Genomic DNA, 21,816 nt, shown 5'->3' with positions numbered 1-21,816 from the left:
GCCGGCCCGGCGCCCGCGCAAGGCCCGCACGCCGGTCCGGGGATCAGAACCGGACGTCGCAGCGGGCGGCGTCCAGGTCCGTGTCGGTGCCGCGCAGTACCGCTTCGTAGCGGGCGTCGAGGGAGGAGAGGGCGGTGCACAGCAGCTGGCTCCGGGCGAGCGGGTCCAGTGGTGCCACGTCGAAGGGGAGCCGGACCTGGATCCGGTCCGAGCCGACGCGGCTCACGTCGACCCCGCCGAGGTCCCCGGCTTCGAGCTCGGGCAGTCGGGTGCCGAGGCCGGCGTGGCTCTGGGCCGGGCCGGGACCGAGCAGCAGGTGGAGGACCCCCCGGGTGGCCGGGGTGGGCGGGGCGGAGACAGAGGCGGAGGCAGAGGGGGCGGGCGCGGAGGCGGAGGGGGCGGGCGCGGGTGAGGCGGGCAGGACGGGCGTGGGGACGAGCCGGCCGTCGGGGTCGACGAAGTAGGCCATCGGCGCGCCCCGGGGCGCGGCCACCGCCACCCGGGCCGCGGCCCCGCTCTCGACGACGCCGGTGGGCTTGATCCCGCAGGCGGTGAGCAGCGTGAGCAGCGCCGGCGCCGCGATCAGGGCCGCGATCAGGGCCGCGGCCGGGCCCAGCACACGGACGGGGGCGCGAAGGGCACGACCACGGGCCGGGACACGCGTCGCCGCGACACGGCTCACGCCGTCACCTCCAAGGGCATGTCGACGGTGAACACCGCTCCCCCGCCGGGCGCGTTGGCGGCGCTCAGGGTGCCCCCGTGCAGGCGGACGTTCTCCAGGGTGATGGCGAGCCCGAGGCCGCTGCCGGCGGAGCGGGTGCGGGCGGCGTCGGCCTTGAAGAACCGGTCGAAGACGTGCGGCAGTACCTCCTCGGCGATGCCGGCGCCGCTGTCGGCGACCTCCAGCAGCAGCCGTTCCCCCGCGGGGCCGGACGCTGTGCGTACGTGGATCCGTACCGGGGCGCCGCCGTGGCGAAGGGCGTTGCCGACGAGGTTGGCGAGGACCACGTCGAAGCGGCGCGGGTCGAGTCGGGCGCGCAGGCCGGGCGGCAGGTCGGTGGTGACCCGGTCGTCGTCCCAGTGGCGGCGCTCCAGCGTCTTGCCGACCGCTTCGGCGAGGTCCACGTCGTCGGGGTGGAGTTCGGCGGCGCGGGCGTCGAAGCGGGAGATCTCCATCAGGTCTTCCACGAGGACGGCCAGCTTCCCGGTCTCGGCACTGATCAGCCGCAGCGCCTTGGCGGTGTCGGGGTCGAGCTGGTCGGCGTCCTCGTCGAGGACCTCGGTGACGGCGAGCATCCCGGCGAGCGGGGTGCGCAGCTCGTGGGAGACGTCGGAGGCGAAGCGGCGGGCCCGGGTCTCGGCCTCGCGCAGTTCGGCGACGGACTCCTCCAGGGCTCCGGCGGTCTCGTTGAAGGTACGGGCCAGGCCGGCGAGTTCGTCGGCGCCCCGGACCTCGATCCGGGTGTCGAGGCGGCCCCGGCCGAGCCGTTCGGCGGCGCGGCGCATGTCCCGTACGGGTCGCTGGACGCTGCGGGCGGCGAGCAGGGCGGGGATGACGGCGATGGCGAGACCGGGGACGGCGCCCTGTCGGGCGGCCTGGACCATGGCGTCGACGGTCTGCTGTTCGGTGAGCAGCGGCATGACGGCGTACAGGACGAGGCCGGTCGCCTCGCGTTGGCCGTCGCGGCCGAAGACGGCGGGCATGCCGATGGCCAGTTGGGGTTCGCCCCGGGCGTCCTCGACGCGTTGGAAGGCGCCGTGGGGGTGGGCGGTGATCCGCGTGCGCAGGGACGTGGTGACCGCCGGGGGAAGGTCCGGGGCACCGGCGGTGGAGGCGCGCAGGGTGCCGTATTCGGCGAACACCGACCAGGGGTGTGGTTTGCCCCGTTTGCCGATCTCGTTGACGACGCGCTGCACCTGCTGTTGGTCGAGCGGCAGGACCAGGGACTGGTTCTCCAGTTGGTCGCGCAGGGTGCTGACGGCGGTGTCCTGGCTCTGCTTGAGGATGGCGGTGCGCGCCTGTTGGTAGGTGAGGGCGGCCGTGCCGACCGCGCTGATCGCGGCGACCAGCAGGAACGCCGCGATCAGGCGGGTGCGCAGCCCGAGCGGCGCCAGGTTTCGCACGGCCGGCTCCCTTACAGCGGCCCGAATCGGTAGCCGAAGCCGCGTACGGTCTGGATGTAGCGGGGGCTGCCGTCGGGGTTCTCGATCTTGTTGCGGAGGCGGCGTACGCAGGCGTCCACGAGGCGGGCGTCGGCGTGGTAGCTGTGCTCCCACACGTACTCCAGCAGTTGTTGGCGGGAGAAGACCTGCGCGGGTGTGGCGCAGAGGTGCAGGAGGAGTTTGAGTTCGCTGGGCGCCAGGGGGACGCGTTCGCCGTTCTTGGCGACGGTCAGGCCGGCGCGGTCGATGGCCAGCTCGCCGTGCTGCTCGGCCTCGGGGCGGCCGACGGTGTCGCCGAGGCGGCGCAGGACGGCCCGGACGCGGGCCTCTATGACCTCGGTGCGGGCGGGTTTGACGATGTAGTCGTCGGCGCCGGCCTCCAGGCCGACGACGATGTCCACGTCGTCGCCGCGCGCGGTGAGCATGATGATCGGCACCTCACTGGTCTCGCGTATGCGGCGGCAGACCTGGACGCCGTTGATTCCGGGCAGCATGAGGTCGAGCAGGACGAGCTCGGGGTGGAAGCCGGCCATGAGGGCGAGTCCGGCCTCGCCGGTTTCGGCGGCGCACACCTCGTGGCCGCGTCGGCGCAGGCCGAGGCCCACCCCTTCCCGGATGGAGGGGTCGTCCTCGATCAACAGTACGCGTGACATCCGGTCGGTATCCCCAGGTGGTTCATGTGGTGTCGTCCCGCTGACGGCCGATCTTGCGGCTCCTCCCGGTCGGGCCGGTCTTCCGGAGCAGGGAGGCGCGCAGGGCGGTGATCTCCGTCAGGCGCAGCGGCCCGGCGAGGAGGAGGACGACGGCGGCGATGACGGCGGTTCCCGTCCCGGCCGCCGCGAACGCCCCGAGCCCGTCGGTCGCCCGCGCCGCCGCGTATCCGGCGGCGCCGGCGGGCAGACAGGCGGCGAGCAGCCGCAGGTGGGTCGCGAGGGCGCCGGCGCGGGGCGTCGTACGGGTCCGCGCGCGCGGGCCGAGTCGGCGGGAGAGGGCGTACGCGGTGACGGCGGCGCCGGCGGTGAAGGCGACGGCGGAGGCGCCGGCCATGCCGGTGACGGCCCAGCGCGCCGGGAGCAGCAGGTAGGCGGCGTAGGAGAGGCCGGCGTTGGCCGCGACGATGACGAGGTTCAGCAGGAAAGGGGTCCGGGTGTCGGAGAGGGCGTAGAAGCCGCGCGCGAGCACGTACTGGGCGGAGAAGGCGATCAGGCCGGGGGCGAAGGCGAGCAGCATGCCCGCCATGCCGGCGACCTCGGCGGGGCCGTTGCGTCCGTAGCCGGCGACGCAGTCCATGACCCAGGGGGCGAGGGCGGCGAAGACGGTCGCGGCGGGGACGACGACGGCGGCACTGGAGCGCAGGGCGTAGGAGACGTCCTCGCGGACGGCGGTGAGGTTCCCGTCGGCGGCGGCTCCGCTCATGCGGGGCATCAGGGCGGTGACCAGGGAGACGGTGATGATGCCCTGGGGGACGATCCACAGCTGGTAGGCGCTGCTGTAGGCAGCGTAGCCGTTGGCTCCGGCGGCGTCGCCGACGGTGGTGGACAGGCGGGTGACGACCCAGTAGGCGATCTGGTTGGTGAGGACGAGCAGCACGAGCCAGCCCGCGTTGCGCAGGGGTCGGGCGAGGCCGCTGCCGCGCCAGTCGAAGCGGGGTCGCCAGCGGAAGCGGGCGGCGCGCAGGGAGGGGATCAGGGCGAGGGCCTGGACGAGGATGCCGGCGGTGGTGCCGAGGCCGAGCAGCCGGGTCTGGTCGGCGGTGAGGCCGTCGCCGGCGTCGTGGGCGAGGTGGAGGAAGAGCGCGAAGACCCCGATGACGACGAGGTTGTTCAGGACGGGGGTCCACATCATGGCGCCGAAGCGGCCCCGGGCGCCGAGGACCTGTCCGAGGACGGTGAACAGGCCGTAGAAGAGGATCTGCGGCAGGCAGTAGCGGGCGAGGGCGACGGTGGTGCTCTGCTTGGCGCCGGTGTACGAGGGCGTGTACGTCTGGATGATCAGCGGTGCGGCGAGGACCGCGAGGGCGGTGAGTGCGAGGAGGGCCACGACGCAGGCGGTGAGCAGCCGGTCGGTGTACGCGGCCCCGCCGTCGCGGTGTTCCTTGGCGGCGCGGACGAGCTCGGGGACGAAGACGGCGTTGAGGGCGCCGCCGACGAGCAGCATGTAGAGGATGTTGGGGACCGTGTTGGCGACGGCGTAGCTGTCGCCGAGGAAGCCGGTGCCCAGCGCCGCGAGGACGACGGCGGAGCGGACGAAGCCGGTGAGGCGGGAGACGATGGAGCCGGCCGCCATCAGGGCGCCGCTGCGCAGCACCGATCCGCCCTGCGGCGGGTCGGTGTCGGTCGGGCGTGGCCCGGGGGGCCGCGCGTCGACCGTGGTGGTGGCGGCGTCCATCTGTGCTCCCGTTGTCCTCGTGCGTGTGCGCGCCCCTCTGCGGCGGGGCCGGTGGTGGACACTACCGGGTACTGCGGAGCCCGCACCCCGTAGCGGAATTGAGCATTCGGTTCCGGGCATTCGGTTCCGGGGCCAGGGTCATTGGCCCCTTCGCGGGGGCCGAAAGTCCTTTATCCAGGCTTGATTTCGCCTCTCGGCGGCCGAGTGCGGGCCACGTCACAACGAGATGGCGACATTTTTCGGGGAATGCGCAACCGAATGCGCGTACGTCCGCTCCTTGCTTACGGACGATCTTTACTTCGGAGGGGTTTTCGTTGAGCCGCACACGCCGTACCGCACCGCCGCGCCGTCAGGTCCTTCCGGGACGGGGCCGCCACACCGTGGTGGTGGGCACCGCCCTGTTGGCCGCCGCGCTGACCGCCTGCGGGGGCGGTTCCGGTGGCGCCGCCGCGTCCGGCGCCGGCAAGGCGGACGCGAAGCAGAAGGCGGCCATGGCGATTTCGGTGAACCTCACGGGCGAGTCGGTCAAGGCCGGCGAGCCCGTGAAGGTGACGATCGCCGACGGAAAGCTCGCCCAGGTGAAGGTCACCGACGGCAAGGGCGGGGAACTGCCCGGCCTGATATCCGCCGACGGAAAGAGCTGGACCTCCGAGCGCAACGCCTCGCCCGGCACGGAATACAAGGTGGAGGCCCAGAACACCGACAGTCAGAGCGCGAACACCCAGTTCAAGACCTCGGCCGCCGACAAGGTGAACAAGGTCTCGATCAACATCTCCAAGGGCAGCACGGTCGGCGTGGCGATGCCCGTGTCGCTCGTCTTCGACAACCCGGTGAAGAACAAGGCCGAGGTCGAGAAGCAGCTGAAGGTCACCACGTCGAACAACACCGAGGGTTCCTGGGGCTGGTTCAAGGACTACTCCGGCAAGGACCGGGTGGACTGGCGGCCGAAGGAGTACTGGAAGTCCGGCACCGACGTGAAGGTCGACATGAACCTGAGCGGTGTGGACTCCGGTCCGGGCGGCGGCCTCTTCGCGCGGGACTACAACACCGAGTTCAAGATCGGCAAGGACCGCCGGATGGAGGTCAGTCTCGACACGAAGAAGATGACGGTCGCCGAGGACGGCCAGGTGGTCAAGACGATCCCGATCTCGGCCGGCACTCCCGGCGGCAAGAAGGCCTCCTGGTCCGGGAAGATGGTGCTGATGTCGAAGGAGGGCACCATCCGGATGGACTCCCAGACGGTGGGCCTCGGCGACTCCTACGACAAGATGGTCGACTACTCGATGCGGCTGACCTGGTCGGGCATGTACGCCCACGCGGCGCCGTGGAACGCGGCCCACTTCGGCAACACCAACAGCAGTTCCGGTTGCGTGGGCATGAGTGACGCCAACGCGAAGTCCTTCTACGAGTCCGTGCAGGTCGGCGACGCCTTCGAGGTGGTCGGCAGCGGCTCGAAGGGCAACGCCGACATCGGCAACGGCTACGGCGAGTGGAACCTGTCCTGGGACCAGTGGAAGGCGAAGAGCGCCCTGGCCGGAGGCACGCAGAACGGCTGAGGACGGCGGAGCCGCCCCCCTCTTGATTGTTACCGGTACGTAACTTACTCATGGGTTACCCCAGGTAAGCCCCTCCCGTTACCGTCGGTTCACTTTGACACCGGCGCACGCGAGGAGCGAACGATGGCACTCCGCACCCCCACCGCAGCAGCCGTGGCAGCCGTGCTCGCGGCCACCGCCCTGGGCCTGGCCCCCCACCAGGCCCAGGCGGCCCCCACCGCCGGCTCCGCCGCGACCCCCGGCTTGCGTTTCCACGACATCCCCGGCTCCGGCGGCATCACCCTCAAGGGCAACGTCTTCACCCCGGCCGGAGCGGTCCCCGGCGGCCGGTACCCGCTGATCGTGCTCCCCACGAGCTGGGGCATGCCGCAGATCGAATACATCGCCCAGGCGAAGAAGCTCGCCGACTCCGGTTACGTGGTGGTCAGTTACACCTCCCGGGGCTTTTGGCTCTCCGGCGGGGAGATCGAGACGGCCGGCCCGGCCGACATCGCCGACGTCTCCGCCGTCATCGACTGGGCGCTGGCCCACACCCCCGCCGACGCCGACCGCGTGGGCCTCGGCGGTGTCTCGTACGGCGCGGGCATCAGCCTGCAGGCCTCCGCGCACGACCCGCGCGTCAAGGCCGTGGTGGCGCTGAGCGGTTGGGCCGACCTGATCGAGTCCATCTACTCCGGCCGCACCCAACACCGCCAGGCCGCCGGACTGCTCGGCGCCGCCGGCTACCTGACGGGCCGCCCCGGCCCCGAACTGAAGCAGATCCTCGGCGACTTCCTCGGCTCCCGGCTGGACAAAGAGGAGGCGATGATCGAGTGGGGCAGGAAGCGCTCCGCCGTCGAGCGGGTGGACCGGATCAACGCCAACGGCGCCGCGATCATGCTGGGCAACGCCTGGGGCGACACGATCTTCCCGCCCAACCAGTACGCGACGTTCTTCGAGAAACTGACCGGCCCCAAGCGGCTGGAGTTCCGTCCCGGCGACCACGCCACCGCCGAGGCGACCGGCCTGTTCGGCCTGCCCAACGACACGTGGACCAACGCCCACCGCTGGTTCGACCGTTACCTCAAGGGCGAGCGCAACGGCATCGACGGCGAGGCCCCCGTCCAGATCAAGTCCCGCAGCACGGACGGCTACGAGGGCTACGCCTCCTGGCAGGAGGTCGGGGCCGGCGGCGCCGAGCGGATCCCGCTCGGCGACAAGGAGCACCTCCTGACCGGGGTCAACTCCGGCGCGGACGGCGGGATCGTCTTCCTCTCCAGCGTCCTCGACCAGTTCGTCAAGGCGCCCCCGGTCGCCTCGATCCCGCTCCTGCCCCGCACGTTCGCCGCCGTCTGGCAGTCCGACCGCTACGCCGAGGAGCGCCGCGTGCGCGGCACCGTCCGCCTGCACACCACCGTCACGCCCACCCGGGGCGACGGTACGTTCGTCGCCCACCTCTACGACGTCGGCCCCCTCGGCATCGGCAAGTTGATCACCCACGCCCCCCACACCTTCCACGGCAAGACCCCCGGACAGCCCTTCGGCGTGGACCTCGACCTCTTCTCCACCGCCTACGACGTGCCCGAGGGCCACCGGCTCGCCCTCGTCGTCGACACCGTCGACCCGCTGTACATCGAGCACAACCCCGCCGGCGCACAGCTGACCTTCTCCTCGCCGCGCACCGATCCCTCGTACGTCTCGGTACCCCTGCGCGAGCAGTGATCCACGGCCGCCGCCGGTCGGGGTCGGCGCTCCGGCGCCCTCACCGACCGGGCAGCACCGTTTGCGGCTCGGCGTCCGCGACCTCGACCGCCCGCGTCTTGAGGCTGCGGCGCTCACGGCGGGCCACCCAGGTGGCGAACCAGGACAGCAACATGCACATGCCGATGTAGATCGGCGAAATGATCATCACCACGGGGATGAAGGGCAGGTCGTAGTCGAGGTTCGAGGCGATCAGCTTGCCCGCGTGGAGGAACTCCTCATAGGTGACCAGGAAGCCGAGCGAGGTGTCCTTCAGCGCGACCACCAGCTGACTGATGATGGTGGGCAGCATCGCGCGCACGCCCTGCGGCGCGAGGACGAAGGTCATCACCTGCGTCTTGCGCATGCCGAGCGCGTACGCCGCCTCGCGCTGCCCCTTGTCGACGGAGTTGATCCCCGTACGGAAGACCTCGGCCAGCACCGAGCCGTTGTACAGGGTCAGCCCCGCGACCAGGGCGGGCAGCGGCTGGACCTTCAGCGCCACGAAGATGAAGAAGATCATCACCAGTACGGGCATGGCGCGGAAGAACTCCACGAACAGGGTCGCGAGCCACCGCACCGGCCGGTGGACCGACAGCCGGCCCGTCGCGAGCACCGCGCCCAGCGCCAGTGAGAGCAGCGAGGCGTACGCGAAGGCCTTGAGGGTGTTGCCGAGCCCCTGAAGGAGCAGCTCCTGAATGCCCTCGTAGGTGAAGGGGGACCATTTGGCGGCGGTGAACTGCCGGGTGTCGAAGAGCAGGTAGAGGATCCACGCCAGGAGGCCGAGGATCAGGGCGGTGGAGAGGATCCCGTAGAGGAAGTGGCGGCGCTGGGCCTGCGGGCCGGGGATGTCGTAGAGGGCGGTGGACTCCAGGTCCCCGTGGAGCGCGTGCGTGGTCATCGGGCGACTCCGTAGCGCTTCTCCAGCACGTTGAACAGGGCGCTGATGGTCAGGGTGATGATGAGGTAACCCACGGCGATCCAGATGAAGGTCCAGATGATGCTGTAGCCGAGTTCGTTGAGGGTCTTGTACGTGCCGAGCAGCTCGGTGACGCTGAAGGCGCCGGCGATCGCCGAGTTCTTCGCCAGGGCGATCAGGGTCGAGCCGACGGGCGGGATGACGGAGCGGAAGGCCTGCGGCAGCACCACGTCGCCCAGGGTCTGTGTGAAGGACATGCCGAGGCTACGGGCCGCCTCGCCCTGCCCCTTGGGCACGGTGTTGATGCCCGAACGCAGCGCCTCGCAGATGAACGCCGAGGTGTAGCAGCCCAGCGCGAGGACGGCGAAGACCTTGAACGGCAGTACGAGGCCGAAGCGCGGCAGGCCCAGCAGGACGGCGAAGAAGAGCAGGGTGAGCGGGGTGTTGCGCAGCACGGCCACCCAGACCGTGCCGAAGACGCGGAAGGAGCCGACGGGTGCGACGCGGAAGGCGGCCATCAGGAAGCCGAGGAAGAGGGCCAGCAGGGAGGCGTAGACGGTGAGTTCGACGGTGCCGAGGAAGCCCTTCCCGTAGAGGGAGAAGTTCTCGGTGAGTACGTCCATGGCGGTGTGTCTCCCCTCAGCTCGCCGGGTAGCGGTCGATGGGTGGTGGGGTGGGGGCCGGCACGCCGGACAGGCCGAGGGTGGCCTCGTAGGCCTTCTTCCAGTCGCCGTTCTTCTCGTGTGCCTCCAGGGCGTCGTCGAGGGCGAGGCGCAGGGCGTTGTCGGCGCGCGGGACGCCGATGCCGTAGGGCTCCTTGGAGAAGGGGGTGCCGACGACCTTGAGTTCCTCGGGGACCTTGGCGGCGTAGCCGAGGAGGATGGAGTCGTCGGTGGAGACGGCGTCGACCTGGTAGGTCAGCAGGTTGTCCACGCACACGGAGTAGGTGTCGTAGGCGACCAGGACGGCCTTGGGGTATTCGCGCTGGAGCCGCTGGTAGGGGGTGGAGCCGGCGGCGGAGCAGACCTTCTTGCCCGCGAGGTCGTCGGGGCCGTCGATGTCCTTCTCGTCGCGGCGCACCAGCAGGGATTGACCGGCCATGAAGTAGGGCCCTGCGAAGCCGACCTGCTTCTTGCGGTTGTCGTTGATCGTGTAGGTGCCCACGTAGTAGTCGATCTGGCCGTTCTGGAGGGCGGTCTCGCGGTTCGCGGAGGCGATCGTCTTGAACTCGATCGTCTTCGGGTCGAAGCCGAGCGAGGCGGCGAGCATCTTGGCGATCTCGATGTCGAAGCCGGAGTAGCGGCCGGACGCGGGGTCCTTCTCCCCCAGGTACGGCTGGTCCTCCTTGACGCCGACGACGAGCCGGCCGCGCCTCTTGGCCTTCTCCCAGGTACGCGACTGCGGCAGCCGGAAGTCGGCGGACACCTTGTAGACGGGCAGGTCCTCGGGCTGCGGCCCCTTGACGGGCGGGCTGCCGGGCTTGCCGCAGGCCACCAGGGAGACGGCCAGCAGCAGCGGGAGCAGGGCGGCCGACAGGGCGCGAATGTGCTTCATCGGGCCCCCCTCAGTGCTTGAGGATCTTGGAGAGGAAGTCCCGGGCCCGCTCGCTCTCGGGAGCGGTGAAGAAGTCCTCCGGGGTCCGGTCCTCGACGATCCGACCGTCCGCCATGAAGACGACGCGGTTGGCGGCGGAGCGGGCGAAGCCCATCTCGTGGGTGACGACGACCATGGTCATGCCGTCGGCGGCGAGCTGCTGCATGACCTCCAGCACCTCGTTGATCATCTCGGGGTCGAGGGCGGAGGTGGGCTCGTCGAAGAGCAGCGCCTTGGGGTTCATGGCGAGTGCGCGGGCGATGGCGACGCGCTGCTGCTGACCGCCGGAGAGCTGGGCGGGGTACTTCTCGGCCTGACTCGCGAGGCCGACGCGCTCCAGGAGTTCCCGGGAGCGCTTGTCCGCGTCCTCCTTCTTGCGCTTCCTGACCTTGATCTGGGCGAGGGAGACGTTCGCCAGGACGGTCTTGTGCGCGAAGAGGTTGAAGGACTGGAAGACCATGCCGACCTCGGCGCGCAGCTGGGCCAGTTCCTTGCCCTCGGCGGGCAGGGGGCGGCCGTCGAGGACGATCGTCCCGGATTCGATGGTCTCCAGCCGGTTGATGGTCCGGCACAGGGTCGACTTCCCGGAGCCGGAGGGGCCGATGACGACCACCACCTCTCCGCGGCCGACGGTGAGGTTGATGTCCTGGAGGACGTGCAGCGCCCCGTAGTGCTTGTTGACGTCCCGCAGCTCGATCAAAGGATCGACGGCCATATGCTGCCCTGCCCACTGGTCGGTGTGTCGAGGTCAGCGCAAACTATCCAGTGGCCGAAGGGGACTTCGCTCCGACACGCCAAAAGGTACATAAAGCACATGGACCTTCTTTTCGGTCGGCCGGACCCCGGCCGGACCCCGGCCGGGCGACCGGCGCTCAGCCCTCGGAGGCCTCGGCGTACGCCTGGCTGAGCTCGGGGGAGCCGGTCATCGCCCAGGACACCCCGGACTCCACCACGTTGAGCTCCCGCCCCGACAGCAGCCTGATCACCGGCTGACCGTTCGGCCAGATCCGCCACACCGCCCCGGGGATGCTGCGCACGATCACGGTCCCGAGGTAGAAACCGGCGTCGTTGCCCAGCCAGGGCACGGCCTCGGGATCACGCCGCCAGCGGGGCATCAGCTGGTCGAGCGCCTCCAACGAGGCGGGGGTTTGGTCGAGTTCCAGCCCCGCCGCCCTCGCCTGGGACCGCAGCATCTCGCACTCCGAGAACAGCTCGGCGACCCCCTCGGGATCGTCCGCGAGGGCGCCGCCGAGCCCCGCACCCTGTTCCGTTTCGTGCCGGTTCAGCCAGTGGGCCAGGAAGGGGATGTTCATATCGACCAGCCTGGCATCAGGATCCCCCGCCGGCCACAGGGCGCGCCTGCCGTCAGGGGTCGCCTGCCGTCAGAGGTCGAGGTCGAGGTCCACGACGACGGGGGCGTGGTCGGAGGCGCCCTTGCCCTTGCGCTCCTCGCGGTCGACGTAGGCGTCCTTGACCGCCTTGGCGAAGGGGGCGTTGCCGTAGACCAGGTCGATGCGCATGCCCCTGTTCTTCGGGAAGGCGAGCATGCGGTAGTCCCAGAAGGTGTAGGGCCGGTCGTACTTGAGGGCCCTCGGCACGACGTCGGACAGTCCGGCCTCGCGCAGGGCCTCCAGGGCCGCCCGCTCGTCGGGGGTGACGTGGGTGAGCCCCGCGAAGACCGCCGGGTCGTAGACGTCCTCGTCGGTCGGGGCCACGTTGAAGTCGCCGAGCACCGCGAAGGGGCGCGGGCCCGCCGCGTCCTCGGCGATGGCGGTGGTCAGGGCGCGGAACCACTGGAGCTTGTAGCCGTAGTGGTCGTGGGCCACCTCGCGGCCGTTGGGTACGTACACCGACCAGACGCGCACCCCGCCGCAGGTGGCGGAGATCGCGCGGGGCTCCTGCACGCCCTCGTAGTCCGGGCCGCCGGGCAGGCCGAGACCCACGTCCTCCAGCCCGACGCGCGACAGCAGGGCGACGCCGTTCCACCGGCCGGTGGCGTGGACGGCCGACTCGTAGCCCAGCTCGCGCAGCTGCTCGGTCGGGAACTGCTCGGCCGAGCACTTCGTCTCCTGGACGCACAGGACGTCCGTACCGGAGCTCTCCAGCCAGGCGAGCAGGCGCGGCAGCCGGGCGGTGATCGAGTTGACGTTGTACGTGGCGATACGCATGTACACCAACCTACCGCCCGGCACCGACAGTCAGATCGCGGCGCTCTCGCCCGCCCCGAGGCGGCTGTGCGGGGCGCCGCCGAGGCCGTCGAGGGCCTTGTCGTAGATGGGTCGGGCGATGTCGGCGAGGTAGGCGTCGTGGATGTCGATCGCCCGCGACGGCTTGACCTCGCGGACGTAGTCGATCACCTCGGCGATCTTGTTCCACGGGGCGTGCACGGGCAGCATCAGCGTCTCCACCGGTACGCCCGGTACGGTCAGGGCGTCTCCGGGGTGGAAGAGGGAACCCTCGACGAGGTAGCCGACGTTCGTGACGCGGGGGATGTCCGGGTGGATCACGGCGTGCAGTTCGCCGTGCACGTGGACCTCGAAGCCGGCGGCGGTGAAGGCGTCGCCGTGCCCCACGGTGTGCACCCGGCCCGGGTAGGCGGGGGCGAGCTTCTCGGCGACGCTGCGCAGGGTCCACAGGCCGGCCGCCGGGTTCGCGTCGAGGGCGGCGCGCAGTCGGCCCTCGTCGAAGTGGTCCGGGTGCTCGTGCGTGACGAGCAGGGCGTCGGCGCCGAGGCCCGCGTCCGGTTCGCTGAAGGCGCCCGGGTCGATGACGAGGGTGCGCCCGTCCTTCTCCAACTGGACGCAGGAGTGCAGCCGTTTGGTGAGCTTCATGGGCCCAGCGTAGGGCGTGGCACGGCGGGGAGGGGTGTCCGGCCTATCCGACCTTGATCCGCCGGACCCCCCTAGGGGATGGCGGTGGACACGACGTAGACGCGGGGGTTCGCCGGGTTGGTGAGGTCGACGGTGACGTCCCGCGTGGGGCGGGGCTCCTTCTGCTCCAGGGTGACGCCGACCCACTGGTGCTTGGGGCTCCAGCTCCAGCCCGCGACCCTGGCGTCGTGCTCGGAGATCGACACGCCGGGGGTCAGCTCCTCGCGGCTGGCGCCGATGTCGGCGAGGAAGGTGTCGAGTTCCCGGGGGGTCGCGCCGAACTGCACGTACAGCCGGCTGGTGTGCCAGTTGTTGGTCTCCAGGTACCCGACCAGCGAGGCCATCATCGGTATCGGGACCTCGTAGACGCTGCGCTGCACCTTGGAGGGCCAGCCGCCGCGCACCTTGACGGCGCCCACCTTGGCGGCCTTGTCGCGGCCGCTCGCGCGGCTCTGCTGCGCCGAGACGGCCAGGTAGCCGGCCGGTACGCCGACGAGCAGCAGGATGATGATCGCCGTGATCCAGCGGCGGCGTACGACGTGCCGGCGGTCCTCGGCGGTGGGCGGGAGACCGTCCACCTCGGGGGCGGCGGCCTGGTGGGGCGGGGAGGTCGGGGTCACTGCTGTTCCTGGTCCTGGGGGCGGGCGGGGTCGCGCCGGCCCAGCTGCTGCGCGTAGCGCTCGTACCGTTCGTAGCGCTCGACGCGGCGGCGGGTGGCGCGGCGGAAGCGGCGGGCGACGAGGCGGGCGAGGTCGGCGGCGCCGACCATGCCGGCCTCGGGGCCGAGCTGGGCCTTGGCGATACGGGCCTCGGGGCGGTAACCGCGGCCGGTGAGGTGGCGGCGGAAGGCGTCGCGGGCGGGGCCGATCAACAGGTCGTCGGCGGCGCTGACGCCTCCGCCGATGACGAAGCAGGACGGGTCCAGGGCGGCGGCGAGGTTGGCGATGCCGATGCCGAGCCACTGGCCGATGTCCTGGAGGAGCTCGACGCACATGGCGTCGCCCTCGCGGGCCAGCTCGGTGATGAGCGGGCCGGTGATCTCGTGGACGTTGCCGCCGACGCGGGCGATGATGTTGTACGCGACCGGGGAGTCGGCGGCGGCCAGCTCGCGGGCCTCGCGGACCAGGGCGTTGCCGGAGCTGTACTGCTCCCAACAGCCGCGGTTGCCGCAGGGGCAGCGGTGCCCGCCGGGGACGACCTGCATGTGGCCGAACTCGCCGGCCACCCCGAACTTGCCGCGCTTGACCTGGCCACCCTCCAGGATGGCCCCGCCGATGCCGGTGCCCAGGGTGATCATGACGAGGTGGTCCTCGCCACGGCCGGCGCCGAAGCGCCATTCGGCCCAGGCGGCGGTGTTGGCATCGTTGTCGACCATGACCGGGACCGCGAGGCGGGACTGGAGGGCGTCGCGCAGGGGCTCGTCGCGCCAGGCGAGGTGCGGGGCGAACAGGACGCGGGAGCGGTCCGCGTCGACCCAGCCGGCGGCGCCGATGCCCACGGCGTGGACGTCGTGCCGGTCGGAGAGGTCCAGGACCAGCTCGACGATGGTGTCCTCGACGACCTTGGGGCTCTTGGACTTGTCGGGGGTCTCGGTGCGGATCTTCTCCAGGATGACCCCGTCGGCGTCGACGACGCCGGCCATCACCTTGGTGCCGCCGATGTCGATGCCGACGGTCGGGACGCGCGGGGCGGTCAGCAGCGAACGGCGCTCACGGGTCCCGACGGTCCGCAGGACGGTGCCTCGCGCCGCCCCCCGGTGGGCGAGCGTGAAGTCCCGGTACGTGCTCATCGAGTCGTGTCGTCCCTGTCGGAGGCGTGGTCGGAGGTCTCGGCGGCGGGGGCCGTGGCGGCGCCGGCGGAGGTGTGCGGTCCTGATTCTGCCACCCGCTCCAGCTCGTGGCTCAGCTCGTCCAGCTCCGAGCCGCCCGCCATCTGCCGGGTCAGCTCGTCCAGGGTGATCGAGTCCCGGGTGTGGCTGCCGGCCATGGTGCCGCGCTTGAGGAGGACGAAACGGTCCCCGACCAGGTGCGCGTGGTGCGGGTTGTGGGTGATCAGGACGACCCCCAGACCGGCGTCGCGGGCGGCGGCGACGTACTTGAGGACCACGCCGGACTGCTTGACGCCGAGGGCGGCGGTGGGCTCGTCCAGGACGAGGACCTTCGCGCCGAAGTACACGGCGCGGGCGATGGCCACGCACTGCCGCTCCCCGCCGGACAGGGTGCCGATCGGCTGGTCGACGTCGCGCAGGTCGATGCCCATGCGCAGCAGCTCGGCGCGGGTGGTCTCGCGCATGAACTCCACGTCGAGGCGGCGGAAGGGGCCGCGGCCCTTGGTGGGCTCGGAGCCGAGGAAGAAGTTGCGCCAGACCGGCATGAGGGGCACGACCGCGAGGTCCTGGTAGACGGTGGCGATGCCGCGGTCGAGGGCGGCGCGGGGGTTGGCGAGGACGGTCTCCTCCCCCTCGATCTCGAAGGTGCCGGCGTCGTGCCGGTGCAGGCCCGCGATGATCTTGATGAGGGTGGACTTCCCGGCGCCGTTGTCGCCGAGCACGCAGGTGATCTCGCCCGCGGACACCTCCAGGGAGACCCCCTGGAGGGCGCGGATGTTGCCGTAGTGCTTGCTGACGTCGGTCAGCTTCACGAGTGTCGTGTTCACTTCGCCTCCGCCCGCTTGCGCACCCACGCGTTGAGGAGGGTGGCCAGCAGCAACATGCCGCCGAGGAAGAACTTGAACCAGTCGGGGTTCCACTGGGCGTACACGATGCCGTTGCTGGTCATGCCGAAGATGAAGGCGCCGACGGCCGAACCGATGGCGGAGCCGTAGCCGCCGGTCATCAGACAGCCGCCGATGACGGCCGCGATGATGTAGAGGAACTCGTTGCCGACGCCCTCGCCGGACTGGACGACGTCGAAGGAGAAGAGGATGTGCTGCCCGGAGATCCAGGCGCACAGCGCGACGCCCATGTAGAGCCCGATCCGGGTCTTGATCACGGGCACGCCCGTCGCGCGGGCCGCGTCCGCGCCGCCGCCCACGGCGAAGATCCAGTTGCCGGCGCGCGTGCGCAGCAGGATCCAGGTGGCGACGACCACGAGCGCCAGCCACCACAGGATGGTGACCTTCAGGGTGACCGAGCCGACGTTCCACTGCGAGGCGAAGAGCGCGCGGGCGGAGGAGAAGCCCTCCATGTCGGCGATGGTCTTGGTGGAGACGGATCCGCTGATCAGCTTGGTGAAGCCGAGGTTCAGGCCGGTCAGCATCAGGAAGGTGCCGAGCGTGATGATGAAGCTCGGCAGCTTGGTGCGGGTCAGCATGAACCCGTTGAAGAAGCCGATGGCCAGGGTGACCAGCAGGGACACCCCGACACCGACCCACACGTTGGCGGTCATCTGGTAGCTGAACATCGAGCTGAGCAGCGCCGACGTGGTGACCATGACACCGGCGGACAGGTCGAACTCGCCGCCGATCATCAGCATCGCGACGGGGACCGCCATGATCCCGATGGTGGAGGCGGAGTACAGGATCGTGCTCAGGCTGGAGGCCCGCAGGAAGCTGTCGGCGGCGAAGGAGAAGAAGACGAAGACGGCGATCGCGCCGACGACGGCGCCCAGCTCGGGGCGGCCCAGCAGCCGGCGTACGAGGGAGGCCGGGGCGAGGCGTTCGTCGGCGGCGGGGGAAGGTGCGGTGGGGGCGGGGGCAGCGCTCATCGGGTGCCCCGCTTGATGTACTCCTCCAGCGTGCCCGCCTCGGTGGCGGTGACGATCTGCGGGCCGGTCAGCACCGGCCGGCCGCCCCCGAGGACGTCGGCGTTGTAGCGGTGGAGCCACAGCAGGTCCACGGCCTCGTACCCCTGGAGGTAGGGCTGCTGGTCCACGGCGAAGCCCAGCGCGCCGGACTTCAGGTCCCGGGCGACGGACTCGTTGAGGTCGAAGGTGTCCACCTCGGCCGTGCTGCCCGCCGCGCCCTTCGCCTTGACCGCGGTGGGGGCGAAGGGGGCGCCGAGGGTGACGATCGCGTCGACGGACGGGTCGGCCTGGAGCTTGGCCTGGATGGCCGCCTGGACGGAGGGCATGTTGGTGCCCTCGACGTAGAGGTTCTCCAGGGTGCCGCCGAACGTCTTCTTCGCCCCGGCGCAGCGCTGCTCGTGGCCGACGTTGCCCTGCTCGTGCAGGACGCACACGGCCTTCTTGCGGCCGCGCTTGGTCAGCTCGGTGCCGACGGCCTCGCCCGCGATCTCCTCGTCCTGCCCGATGTGGGTCAGGGCGCCGTACGCGGCCGACTGGGCGGATCCGGAGTTGACGGTCACCACGGGGATGCCCGCCTTGACGGCCTTGCCGATGACGTCCTTGAGGGCGTCGGGCTTGGCGAGGCTGACGATGAGCCCGTCGACCTTCTGGTCGATCGCGTTCTGCACGAACTGTGCCTGCTGCTGCGCCTGGTCGTCGTGGGAGTAGACGAAGTTGATGTTGTCCTTCGCCGCGGCCTCCTTGGCGCCCTTCTGCACGATGTCCCAGAAGGTGTCGCCGTCGCCCGCGTGGGTGACCATCGCGAAGGTCCAGCGCGGCGTGGAGACGGCGGGTCGGCCCGCCTGGGCCGCCTTCGCCCGCTCCTCGGCGCGCTTGCCGCCCGTGCTGCTGCAACCCGCGAGGGAGGCTCCCAGTACCGCCGCGAGCACCGCGCCCACGACGCGTACCCCTGTCCGAACCCTAGCCACGTCTCCGTGCCCTTCCCTCGTGCGTCATCACTGCGTCATCAATCGGTCATTACGGTTCCAGCCGCCCAGTATCCGCCACAGTGGACCATGAGGGGTCATCGGGGCATGTGGGCGCGGATTGACAGGTCCCCCGGACGGGGTCACGTTGAGTGCATGCGCATCGGGCTCATCGGAACCGGCCGGATCGGCTCGTTCCACGCCGCGGCACTGGCCCGCCTCCCGGACGCCGGTTCGCTGCTGTTGGCCGACGCCGACCCCGCGCGGGCGGCGCGGCTCGCGGACCGGCTCGGGGCCACCGCCGCGCCCACCGTCGACCAGGTGTTCACCTGGGGGGTGGACGCCGTGGTGATCGCCACCGCCACCGAGGGCCACGCGGACCTGGTCGTACGGGCGGTGCGCGGCGGGTTGCCGGTGTTCTGCGAGAAGCCCGTGGCCCCGGACCTGGCCCGCACCCTGGCCGTGCTGCGTGAGGTGGCCTCCGTCGGAGGCACGCTCCAGCTGGGCTTCATGCGCCGCTTCGACGCCGGGTACACCACCGCCCGGGAGCTGGTCCGCTCGGGCGCGCTGGGCCGGCTGCACACCGTACGGACCACGACCGCCGATCCGGCGCCGCCGCCCGCCGCGTACCTGGCGACCTCGGGGGGCCTGTACCGCGACTGCCTCGTGCACGACTTCGACATGGTGCGCTGGGTGACCGGGCGGGAGGTGAGCGAGGTCTACGCGACCGGCACCGACGGCGGGTATCCGGCGTTCCGCGACAGCGGTGACGTGCACACGGCGGCGGCCTTGCTGACCCTGGACGACGGGACGCTCGTCAGCAGTACCGCGACCCGCTGCAACGGGGCGGGGTACGACGTACGGATGGAGCTGGCCGGGGAGCTGGACCAGATCACCTCCGGCCTGGACGACCGTACGCCGATCGCCTCCACCGAGCCGCACGGTCCGCCCCCGGCGAGCAAGCCGTGGTCCGGCTTCCTGGAGCGGTTCGGTCCGGCCTACGAGGCCGAGCTGGCGGCCTTCGTCCGGCTGGTGCGCGGCGAGGGCCCCAACCCGTGCGACGGGCGGGAGGCGCTGGCCGCGTTCCGCGTCGCGGAGGCGTGCGAGCTGTCGCGCCGGGAGCGGCGCCCCGTACGGCCGGCGGAGCTGCCGGACCTCTGAGGGGGCGGTGCGGACCATGGGGGTCACCGTAGGCACGGCGCTCACGCGGGCAGCAGCCGAATATCGGCCAATCGGACCGGTCGCGGCCACCGGTCGGGGCGCCGGTCGTGCGGCGGGTCGCTCAGCCCGTGGCGCGGCGGCCCCAGGTCGTGCCGACCAGGACGAGCGCGGCCCCGGTGAGGCCGAGGGCGCCGAGGCGCTCGCCGCCGATGGCGATGCCGGCGGCGGCCGCCCACAGCGGTTCGGTGCCCAGCAGCAGGCTGACGCGGGAGGGCGAGGTGCGGCGTACGGCCCACATCTGCACGAAGAAGGCGAAGAGGGTGCAGAAGACGGAGAGGAACGCCAGCCCGGCCCATTCGGCGGGGCCGAAGGCGGCGGCCGCCCGCCAGGGCGAGAACCCGGTGCCGGGGAGCGCGGCGAGGACGGCGAAGACGAGCGTCGCGCCGCCGAGCTGGACGGTGGTCAGGGAGAGGGAGTCGGCGTCCTGGACCGCCTTGATCCGTGCCATCAGCAGGACGTGCAGGGTCCGGGCCAGGGCGGCGCCGAGGATCAGCAGGTCGCCGAGGCCGGGCGCGCTGAAGCCCCCGCCCTGGGTGAGCAGGACGACGCCGGCGACGGAGAGGGCGGCGGCGCCGAGGAAGGCGGGCCGGGGCGCGGTCCGCCGTACGGCGGACTCGGCGAGCGGGGTGAAGATCATGGTCAGGCTGATGATCAGCCCGGCGTTGGTGGCGGAGGTGTGCACCACCCCGTAGGTCTCCAGCAGGAAGATCCCGCCGAGTACGAGTCCCAGCACGCCGGCGCCGCGCGCCTGGGCGGCGCTCAACGCGCGCAGCCGGCGCCACCCCGCCGTCACGAGGACGGGCAGCACCAGCGCGAAGCGCAGCACGAGCACCGCGATCACGGTGTGCGCGGTGGTGATGCCCTTGGCCGCGAGGAAGCTGGCCCCCCAGACGACGGCGACGAGCAACAGCGGCAGGTCCGCGAGCCAGGCCCGGCGGGGGGCGAGCGCGGGGGCGGGGGCGGCGAGGGTGGACACCGGGGCGGCTCCGACGACGGGAAGGGGTGGAGACGTCCTCGGCTCGCACGGGTGCGGGCTCACCGTAGCCGAGTCGATCTTCCCCGTCGACGGATTTCCGGCGCCGCCCCTCGCCCCGCGCGTCTATTCGCCGATCGTGCCGAACGTGGCACGGCCCGTCGGCCGGTACGTGTGGATGGCCGCGCCGCGATCGGTGGTGCGGGAGTCCGTCAGCTCGTAGGCCGTGGGCAGGCCTCCGACGGGGAACAGCCGGCGGCCCGCGCCGAGGAAGACGGGGAAGGTCAGCAGGTTCAGTTCCTCGACCAGGTCCCGCGCGAGCAGCCACTGCGCGAGCCGCGCGCTGCCGTGCACCTGGAGCTCGCCGTCGATCGCGTCCTTGGCCCGGACCACCTCCGCCTGGAGGTTTTCCCCGTCGACGACGGTGGTGTGCGCCCACGCAGGGTCCTTCAGGGTGGTCGAGGCGACGTACTTGGGCAGCCGGTTGAGGCCGCCGGCGATCGGGTCGGCGGGGTCGTCGTGGAGGGGCCAGTACCCGGCGAAGATCTCGTACGTCCGGCGGCCCAGCAGGAAGGCGCCGGCGCGTTCGAAGACCTCGTTCATGAACGCGCCCATGCCCTCGTCGGCGAAGGGGGTCAGCCAGCCGCCGTACTCGAATCCGCCTCTGGTGTCCTCCTGCGGCCCGCCGGGTGCCTGCATCACGCCGTCGAGGGTCACGAAGGTGGTGAGGGTCAGCTTGCCCATGGCGCTGCGCTCCTTGAGTCGTCGGATCGTTGTCGTTCCGTTTGCCCGTACACCGATTCAGACTCCCGGCCCGCACCGGACTCATCGGTGCGGCGCGCGTGAACGCCCCGTCCGATTCCTGCCGGCGACGGCCGGCGCATCCGAGTTTCCTTGAACCCGCAACGACTTGTCGGTCGATTCGAGGAGGAACCATGAACAACCGCCCAGTGGCTCTGGTGACCGGGGGCAGCCGTGGCATCGGAGCGGCCACCGCCCTGCGGCTCGCCGAGGACGGCGTCGACGTCGCCGTGACCTACGTGAACGGCGAGCGGGAGGCGGCCGAGGTCGTCGGGAAGATCGAGGCCCTCGGCCGCAGGGGCCTGGCGGTACGCGCCGACGCGGGCGACCCCGCGCGGGCCGTCGCGGGCGTCGAGGAGACCGTCCGGGTACTGGGCGGGCTCGACGTGCTGGTCAACAACGCGGGCGTCGGCGTCCTGGGCCCGCTGGACACGCTGAGCCCCGAGGACGTGGACCGGGTACTGGACGTCAACGTCCGGGGGGTCTTCCTCACCACGCAGGCGGCGGCCCGGCACATGGGCCGGGGCGGGCGCATCGTCACCGTCGGCAGCTGCATCGTCCAGCGGGTGCCCGGACCCGGCGGCACCCTGTACGCGATGAGCAAGGCGGCGCTGACCGGCCTGAACCGGGCGTTGGCCCGCGAGCTGGGTGAGCGCGGCATCACCGCGAACCTGGTCCACCCGGGCCCGGTGGACACCGACATGAACCCGGCCGACGGCCCGTACGCGGACGGGCAGCGGGCGCTGACGGCCCTCGGGCGCTACGGCACCCCGCGGGAGGTTGCCGCACTGGTGTCCTTCCTCGCCGGGGCGGACGCCGGCTACGTCACGGGCGCGGAGTTCGCGGTGGACGGTGGCCACGCGGCTTAGGGGGTGTCCGGCGGATCAGGGTCGGATAGGCCGCGA

Annotated in this window: 22 protein-coding genes; 4 read left to right on the top strand and 18 right to left on the bottom strand. The window is 71.5% G+C overall.

Annotated elements, in window-relative coordinates; genetic code table 11:
• Positions 1-43: 43 nt before the first annotated feature.
• From M4D82_RS27125 to murJ, 4 genes are read right to left on the bottom strand one after another with little or no spacing between them, the layout of a single operon-like run.
• Entirely contained in the window at positions 44-682 is a 639-nt protein-coding gene (locus M4D82_RS27125) for a hypothetical protein (protein WP_249768566.1), read from the bottom strand.
• Positions 679-2,124: an ATP-binding protein gene (locus M4D82_RS27120; protein ID WP_249768565.1), complete on the bottom strand. Its 1,446-nt coding sequence runs from the start codon at positions 2,122-2,124 to the stop codon at positions 679-681. Before M4D82_RS27120 ends, M4D82_RS27125 begins: the two co-directional genes overlap by 4 nt.
• A gap of 11 nt (positions 2,125-2,135) precedes the next feature.
• Entirely contained in the window at positions 2,136-2,816 is a 681-nt protein-coding gene (locus M4D82_RS27115; RefSeq protein ID WP_249768564.1) for a response regulator, read from the bottom strand.
• A 22-nt stretch (positions 2,817-2,838) separates the two neighbouring features.
• Positions 2,839-4,551: a murein biosynthesis integral membrane protein MurJ gene (murJ, locus tag M4D82_RS27110; protein ID WP_283844518.1), complete on the bottom strand. Its 1,713-nt coding sequence runs from the start codon at positions 4,549-4,551 to the stop codon at positions 2,839-2,841.
• 314 nt (positions 4,552-4,865) lie between these two features.
• On the opposite strand from murJ, the gene M4D82_RS27105 reads away from it, so the two are divergent.
• Positions 4,866-6,107, top strand: coding sequence for a L,D-transpeptidase (locus M4D82_RS27105; protein WP_502989011.1), 1,242 nt, complete (start codon positions 4,866-4,868; stop codon positions 6,105-6,107).
• Between the two features lie 123 nt (positions 6,108-6,230).
• Entirely contained in the window at positions 6,231-7,808 is a 1,578-nt protein-coding gene (locus M4D82_RS27100) for an alpha/beta fold hydrolase (protein ID WP_249768563.1), read from the top strand.
• Positions 7,809-7,848: 40 nt separating this feature from the next.
• Here M4D82_RS27100 and M4D82_RS27095 read toward each other — a convergent pair whose 3' ends face one another.
• From M4D82_RS27095 to M4D82_RS27040, 12 genes are all read right to left on the bottom strand, one after another.
• Entirely contained in the window at positions 7,849-8,727 is an 879-nt protein-coding gene (locus tag M4D82_RS27095; protein WP_249768562.1) for an amino acid ABC transporter permease, read from the bottom strand.
• Positions 8,724-9,368: an amino acid ABC transporter permease gene (locus M4D82_RS27090; protein WP_249768561.1), complete on the bottom strand. Its 645-nt coding sequence runs from the start codon at positions 9,366-9,368 to the stop codon at positions 8,724-8,726. The genes M4D82_RS27095 and M4D82_RS27090 overlap by 4 nt, the downstream gene beginning before the upstream one ends.
• Before the next feature lie 16 nt (positions 9,369-9,384).
• Positions 9,385-10,299 carry a glutamate ABC transporter substrate-binding protein gene (locus M4D82_RS27085; RefSeq protein WP_249768560.1) on the bottom strand — a complete coding sequence of 305 codons (915 nt, stop codon included), beginning with the start codon at positions 10,297-10,299 and terminating at the stop codon, positions 9,385-9,387.
• 10 nt (positions 10,300-10,309) lie between these two features.
• Complete coding sequence (locus tag M4D82_RS27080; RefSeq protein WP_249768559.1) at positions 10,310-11,053, bottom strand: amino acid ABC transporter ATP-binding protein; 744 nt, start codon at positions 11,051-11,053, stop codon at positions 10,310-10,312.
• 157 nt (positions 11,054-11,210) lie between these two features.
• Positions 11,211-11,651, bottom strand: a complete 441-nt coding sequence (locus M4D82_RS27075; RefSeq protein ID WP_249768558.1) for a DUF6278 family protein — start codon at positions 11,649-11,651, stop codon at positions 11,211-11,213.
• Positions 11,652-11,720: 69 nt separating this feature from the next.
• Complete coding sequence (locus tag M4D82_RS27070; RefSeq protein ID WP_249768557.1) at positions 11,721-12,506, bottom strand: exodeoxyribonuclease III; 786 nt, start codon at positions 12,504-12,506, stop codon at positions 11,721-11,723.
• A 30-nt stretch (positions 12,507-12,536) separates the two neighbouring features.
• Entirely contained in the window at positions 12,537-13,169 is a 633-nt protein-coding gene (locus M4D82_RS27065; protein ID WP_249768556.1) for an MBL fold metallo-hydrolase, read from the bottom strand.
• 71 nt (positions 13,170-13,240) lie between these two features.
• Positions 13,241-13,828 carry a hypothetical protein gene (locus M4D82_RS27060; RefSeq protein WP_249768555.1) on the bottom strand — a complete coding sequence of 196 codons (588 nt, stop codon included), beginning with the start codon at positions 13,826-13,828 and terminating at the stop codon, positions 13,241-13,243.
• Positions 13,825-14,997, bottom strand: a complete 1,173-nt coding sequence (locus M4D82_RS27055; protein ID WP_249768554.1) for an ROK family glucokinase — start codon at positions 14,995-14,997, stop codon at positions 13,825-13,827. Before M4D82_RS27055 ends, M4D82_RS27060 begins: the two co-directional genes overlap by 4 nt.
• Positions 14,994-15,863: an ATP-binding cassette domain-containing protein gene (locus M4D82_RS27050; protein ID WP_249768553.1), complete on the bottom strand. Its 870-nt coding sequence runs from the start codon at positions 15,861-15,863 to the stop codon at positions 14,994-14,996. The genes M4D82_RS27055 and M4D82_RS27050 overlap by 4 nt, the downstream gene beginning before the upstream one ends.
• Positions 15,860-16,912, bottom strand: a complete 1,053-nt coding sequence (locus tag M4D82_RS27045) for an ABC transporter permease (protein WP_249768552.1) — start codon at positions 16,910-16,912, stop codon at positions 15,860-15,862. The genes M4D82_RS27050 and M4D82_RS27045 overlap by 4 nt, the downstream gene beginning before the upstream one ends.
• Positions 16,909-17,919 carry a sugar ABC transporter substrate-binding protein gene (locus M4D82_RS27040; RefSeq protein ID WP_502989010.1) on the bottom strand — a complete coding sequence of 337 codons (1,011 nt, stop codon included), beginning with the start codon at positions 17,917-17,919 and terminating at the stop codon, positions 16,909-16,911. The genes M4D82_RS27045 and M4D82_RS27040 overlap by 4 nt, the downstream gene beginning before the upstream one ends.
• 153 nt (positions 17,920-18,072) lie before the next feature.
• On the opposite strand from M4D82_RS27040, the gene M4D82_RS27035 reads away from it, so the two are divergent.
• Positions 18,073-19,077 carry a Gfo/Idh/MocA family protein gene (locus tag M4D82_RS27035; protein ID WP_249768550.1) on the top strand — a complete coding sequence of 335 codons (1,005 nt, stop codon included), beginning with the start codon at positions 18,073-18,075 and terminating at the stop codon, positions 19,075-19,077.
• A gap of 121 nt (positions 19,078-19,198) precedes the next feature.
• Here the strand turns inward: M4D82_RS27035 and M4D82_RS27030 are convergent, their stop codons facing one another.
• Complete coding sequence (locus M4D82_RS27030) at positions 19,199-20,113, bottom strand: DMT family transporter (RefSeq protein ID WP_249768549.1); 915 nt, start codon at positions 20,111-20,113, stop codon at positions 19,199-19,201.
• Positions 20,114-20,236: 123 nt separating this feature from the next.
• Positions 20,237-20,854: a dihydrofolate reductase family protein gene (locus M4D82_RS27025; RefSeq protein ID WP_249768548.1), complete on the bottom strand. Its 618-nt coding sequence runs from the start codon at positions 20,852-20,854 to the stop codon at positions 20,237-20,239.
• Between the two features lie 191 nt (positions 20,855-21,045).
• Here M4D82_RS27025 and M4D82_RS27020 point away from each other — a divergent pair, with 191 nt between their 5' ends.
• A complete protein-coding gene (locus M4D82_RS27020) occupies positions 21,046-21,780 on the top strand; it encodes a 3-oxoacyl-ACP reductase family protein (protein ID WP_249768547.1) in 735 nt (244 codons plus the stop codon).
• The last annotated feature ends 36 nt before the right edge of the window (positions 21,781-21,816 follow it).

Origin of the sequence: Streptomyces sp. RerS4, from assembly GCF_023515955.1 — a bacterium.
Lineage (GTDB): Bacteria > Actinomycetota > Actinomycetes > Streptomycetales > Streptomycetaceae > Streptomyces.
This window is presented reverse-complemented; position numbering and strand designations above follow the sequence as displayed.

Coding starts and splice junctions, on each gene's coding strand:
- M4D82_RS27075 (WP_249768558.1), bottom strand. CDS start 11,651: ATGAACATCCCCTTCCTGGCCCACTGGCTGAACCGGCACGAAACGGAA.
- M4D82_RS27080 (WP_249768559.1), bottom strand. CDS start 11,053: ATGGCCGTCGATCCTTTGATCGAGCTGCGGGACGTCAACAAGCACTAC.
- M4D82_RS27085 (WP_249768560.1), bottom strand. CDS start 10,299: ATGAAGCACATTCGCGCCCTGTCGGCCGCCCTGCTCCCGCTGCTGCTG.
- M4D82_RS27065 (WP_249768556.1), bottom strand. CDS start 13,169: ATGAAGCTCACCAAACGGCTGCACTCCTGCGTCCAGTTGGAGAAGGAC.
- M4D82_RS27035 (WP_249768550.1), top strand. CDS start 18,073: ATGCGCATCGGGCTCATCGGAACCGGCCGGATCGGCTCGTTCCACGCC.
- M4D82_RS27095 (WP_249768562.1), bottom strand. CDS start 8,727: ATGACCACGCACGCGCTCCACGGGGACCTGGAGTCCACCGCCCTCTAC.
- M4D82_RS27055 (WP_249768554.1), bottom strand. CDS start 14,997: ATGAGCACGTACCGGGACTTCACGCTCGCCCACCGGGGGGCGGCGCGA.
- M4D82_RS27070 (WP_249768557.1), bottom strand. CDS start 12,506: ATGCGTATCGCCACGTACAACGTCAACTCGATCACCGCCCGGCTGCCG.
- M4D82_RS27100 (WP_249768563.1), top strand. CDS start 6,231: ATGGCACTCCGCACCCCCACCGCAGCAGCCGTGGCAGCCGTGCTCGCG.
- murJ (WP_283844518.1), bottom strand. CDS start 4,551: ATGGACGCCGCCACCACCACGGTCGACGCGCGGCCCCCCGGGCCACGC.
- M4D82_RS27025 (WP_249768548.1), bottom strand. CDS start 20,854: ATGGGCAAGCTGACCCTCACCACCTTCGTGACCCTCGACGGCGTGATG.
- M4D82_RS27090 (WP_249768561.1), bottom strand. CDS start 9,368: ATGGACGTACTCACCGAGAACTTCTCCCTCTACGGGAAGGGCTTCCTC.
- M4D82_RS27115 (WP_249768564.1), bottom strand. CDS start 2,816: ATGTCACGCGTACTGTTGATCGAGGACGACCCCTCCATCCGGGAAGGG.
- M4D82_RS27045 (WP_249768552.1), bottom strand. CDS start 16,912: ATGAGCGCTGCCCCCGCCCCCACCGCACCTTCCCCCGCCGCCGACGAA.
- M4D82_RS27020 (WP_249768547.1), top strand. CDS start 21,046: ATGAACAACCGCCCAGTGGCTCTGGTGACCGGGGGCAGCCGTGGCATC.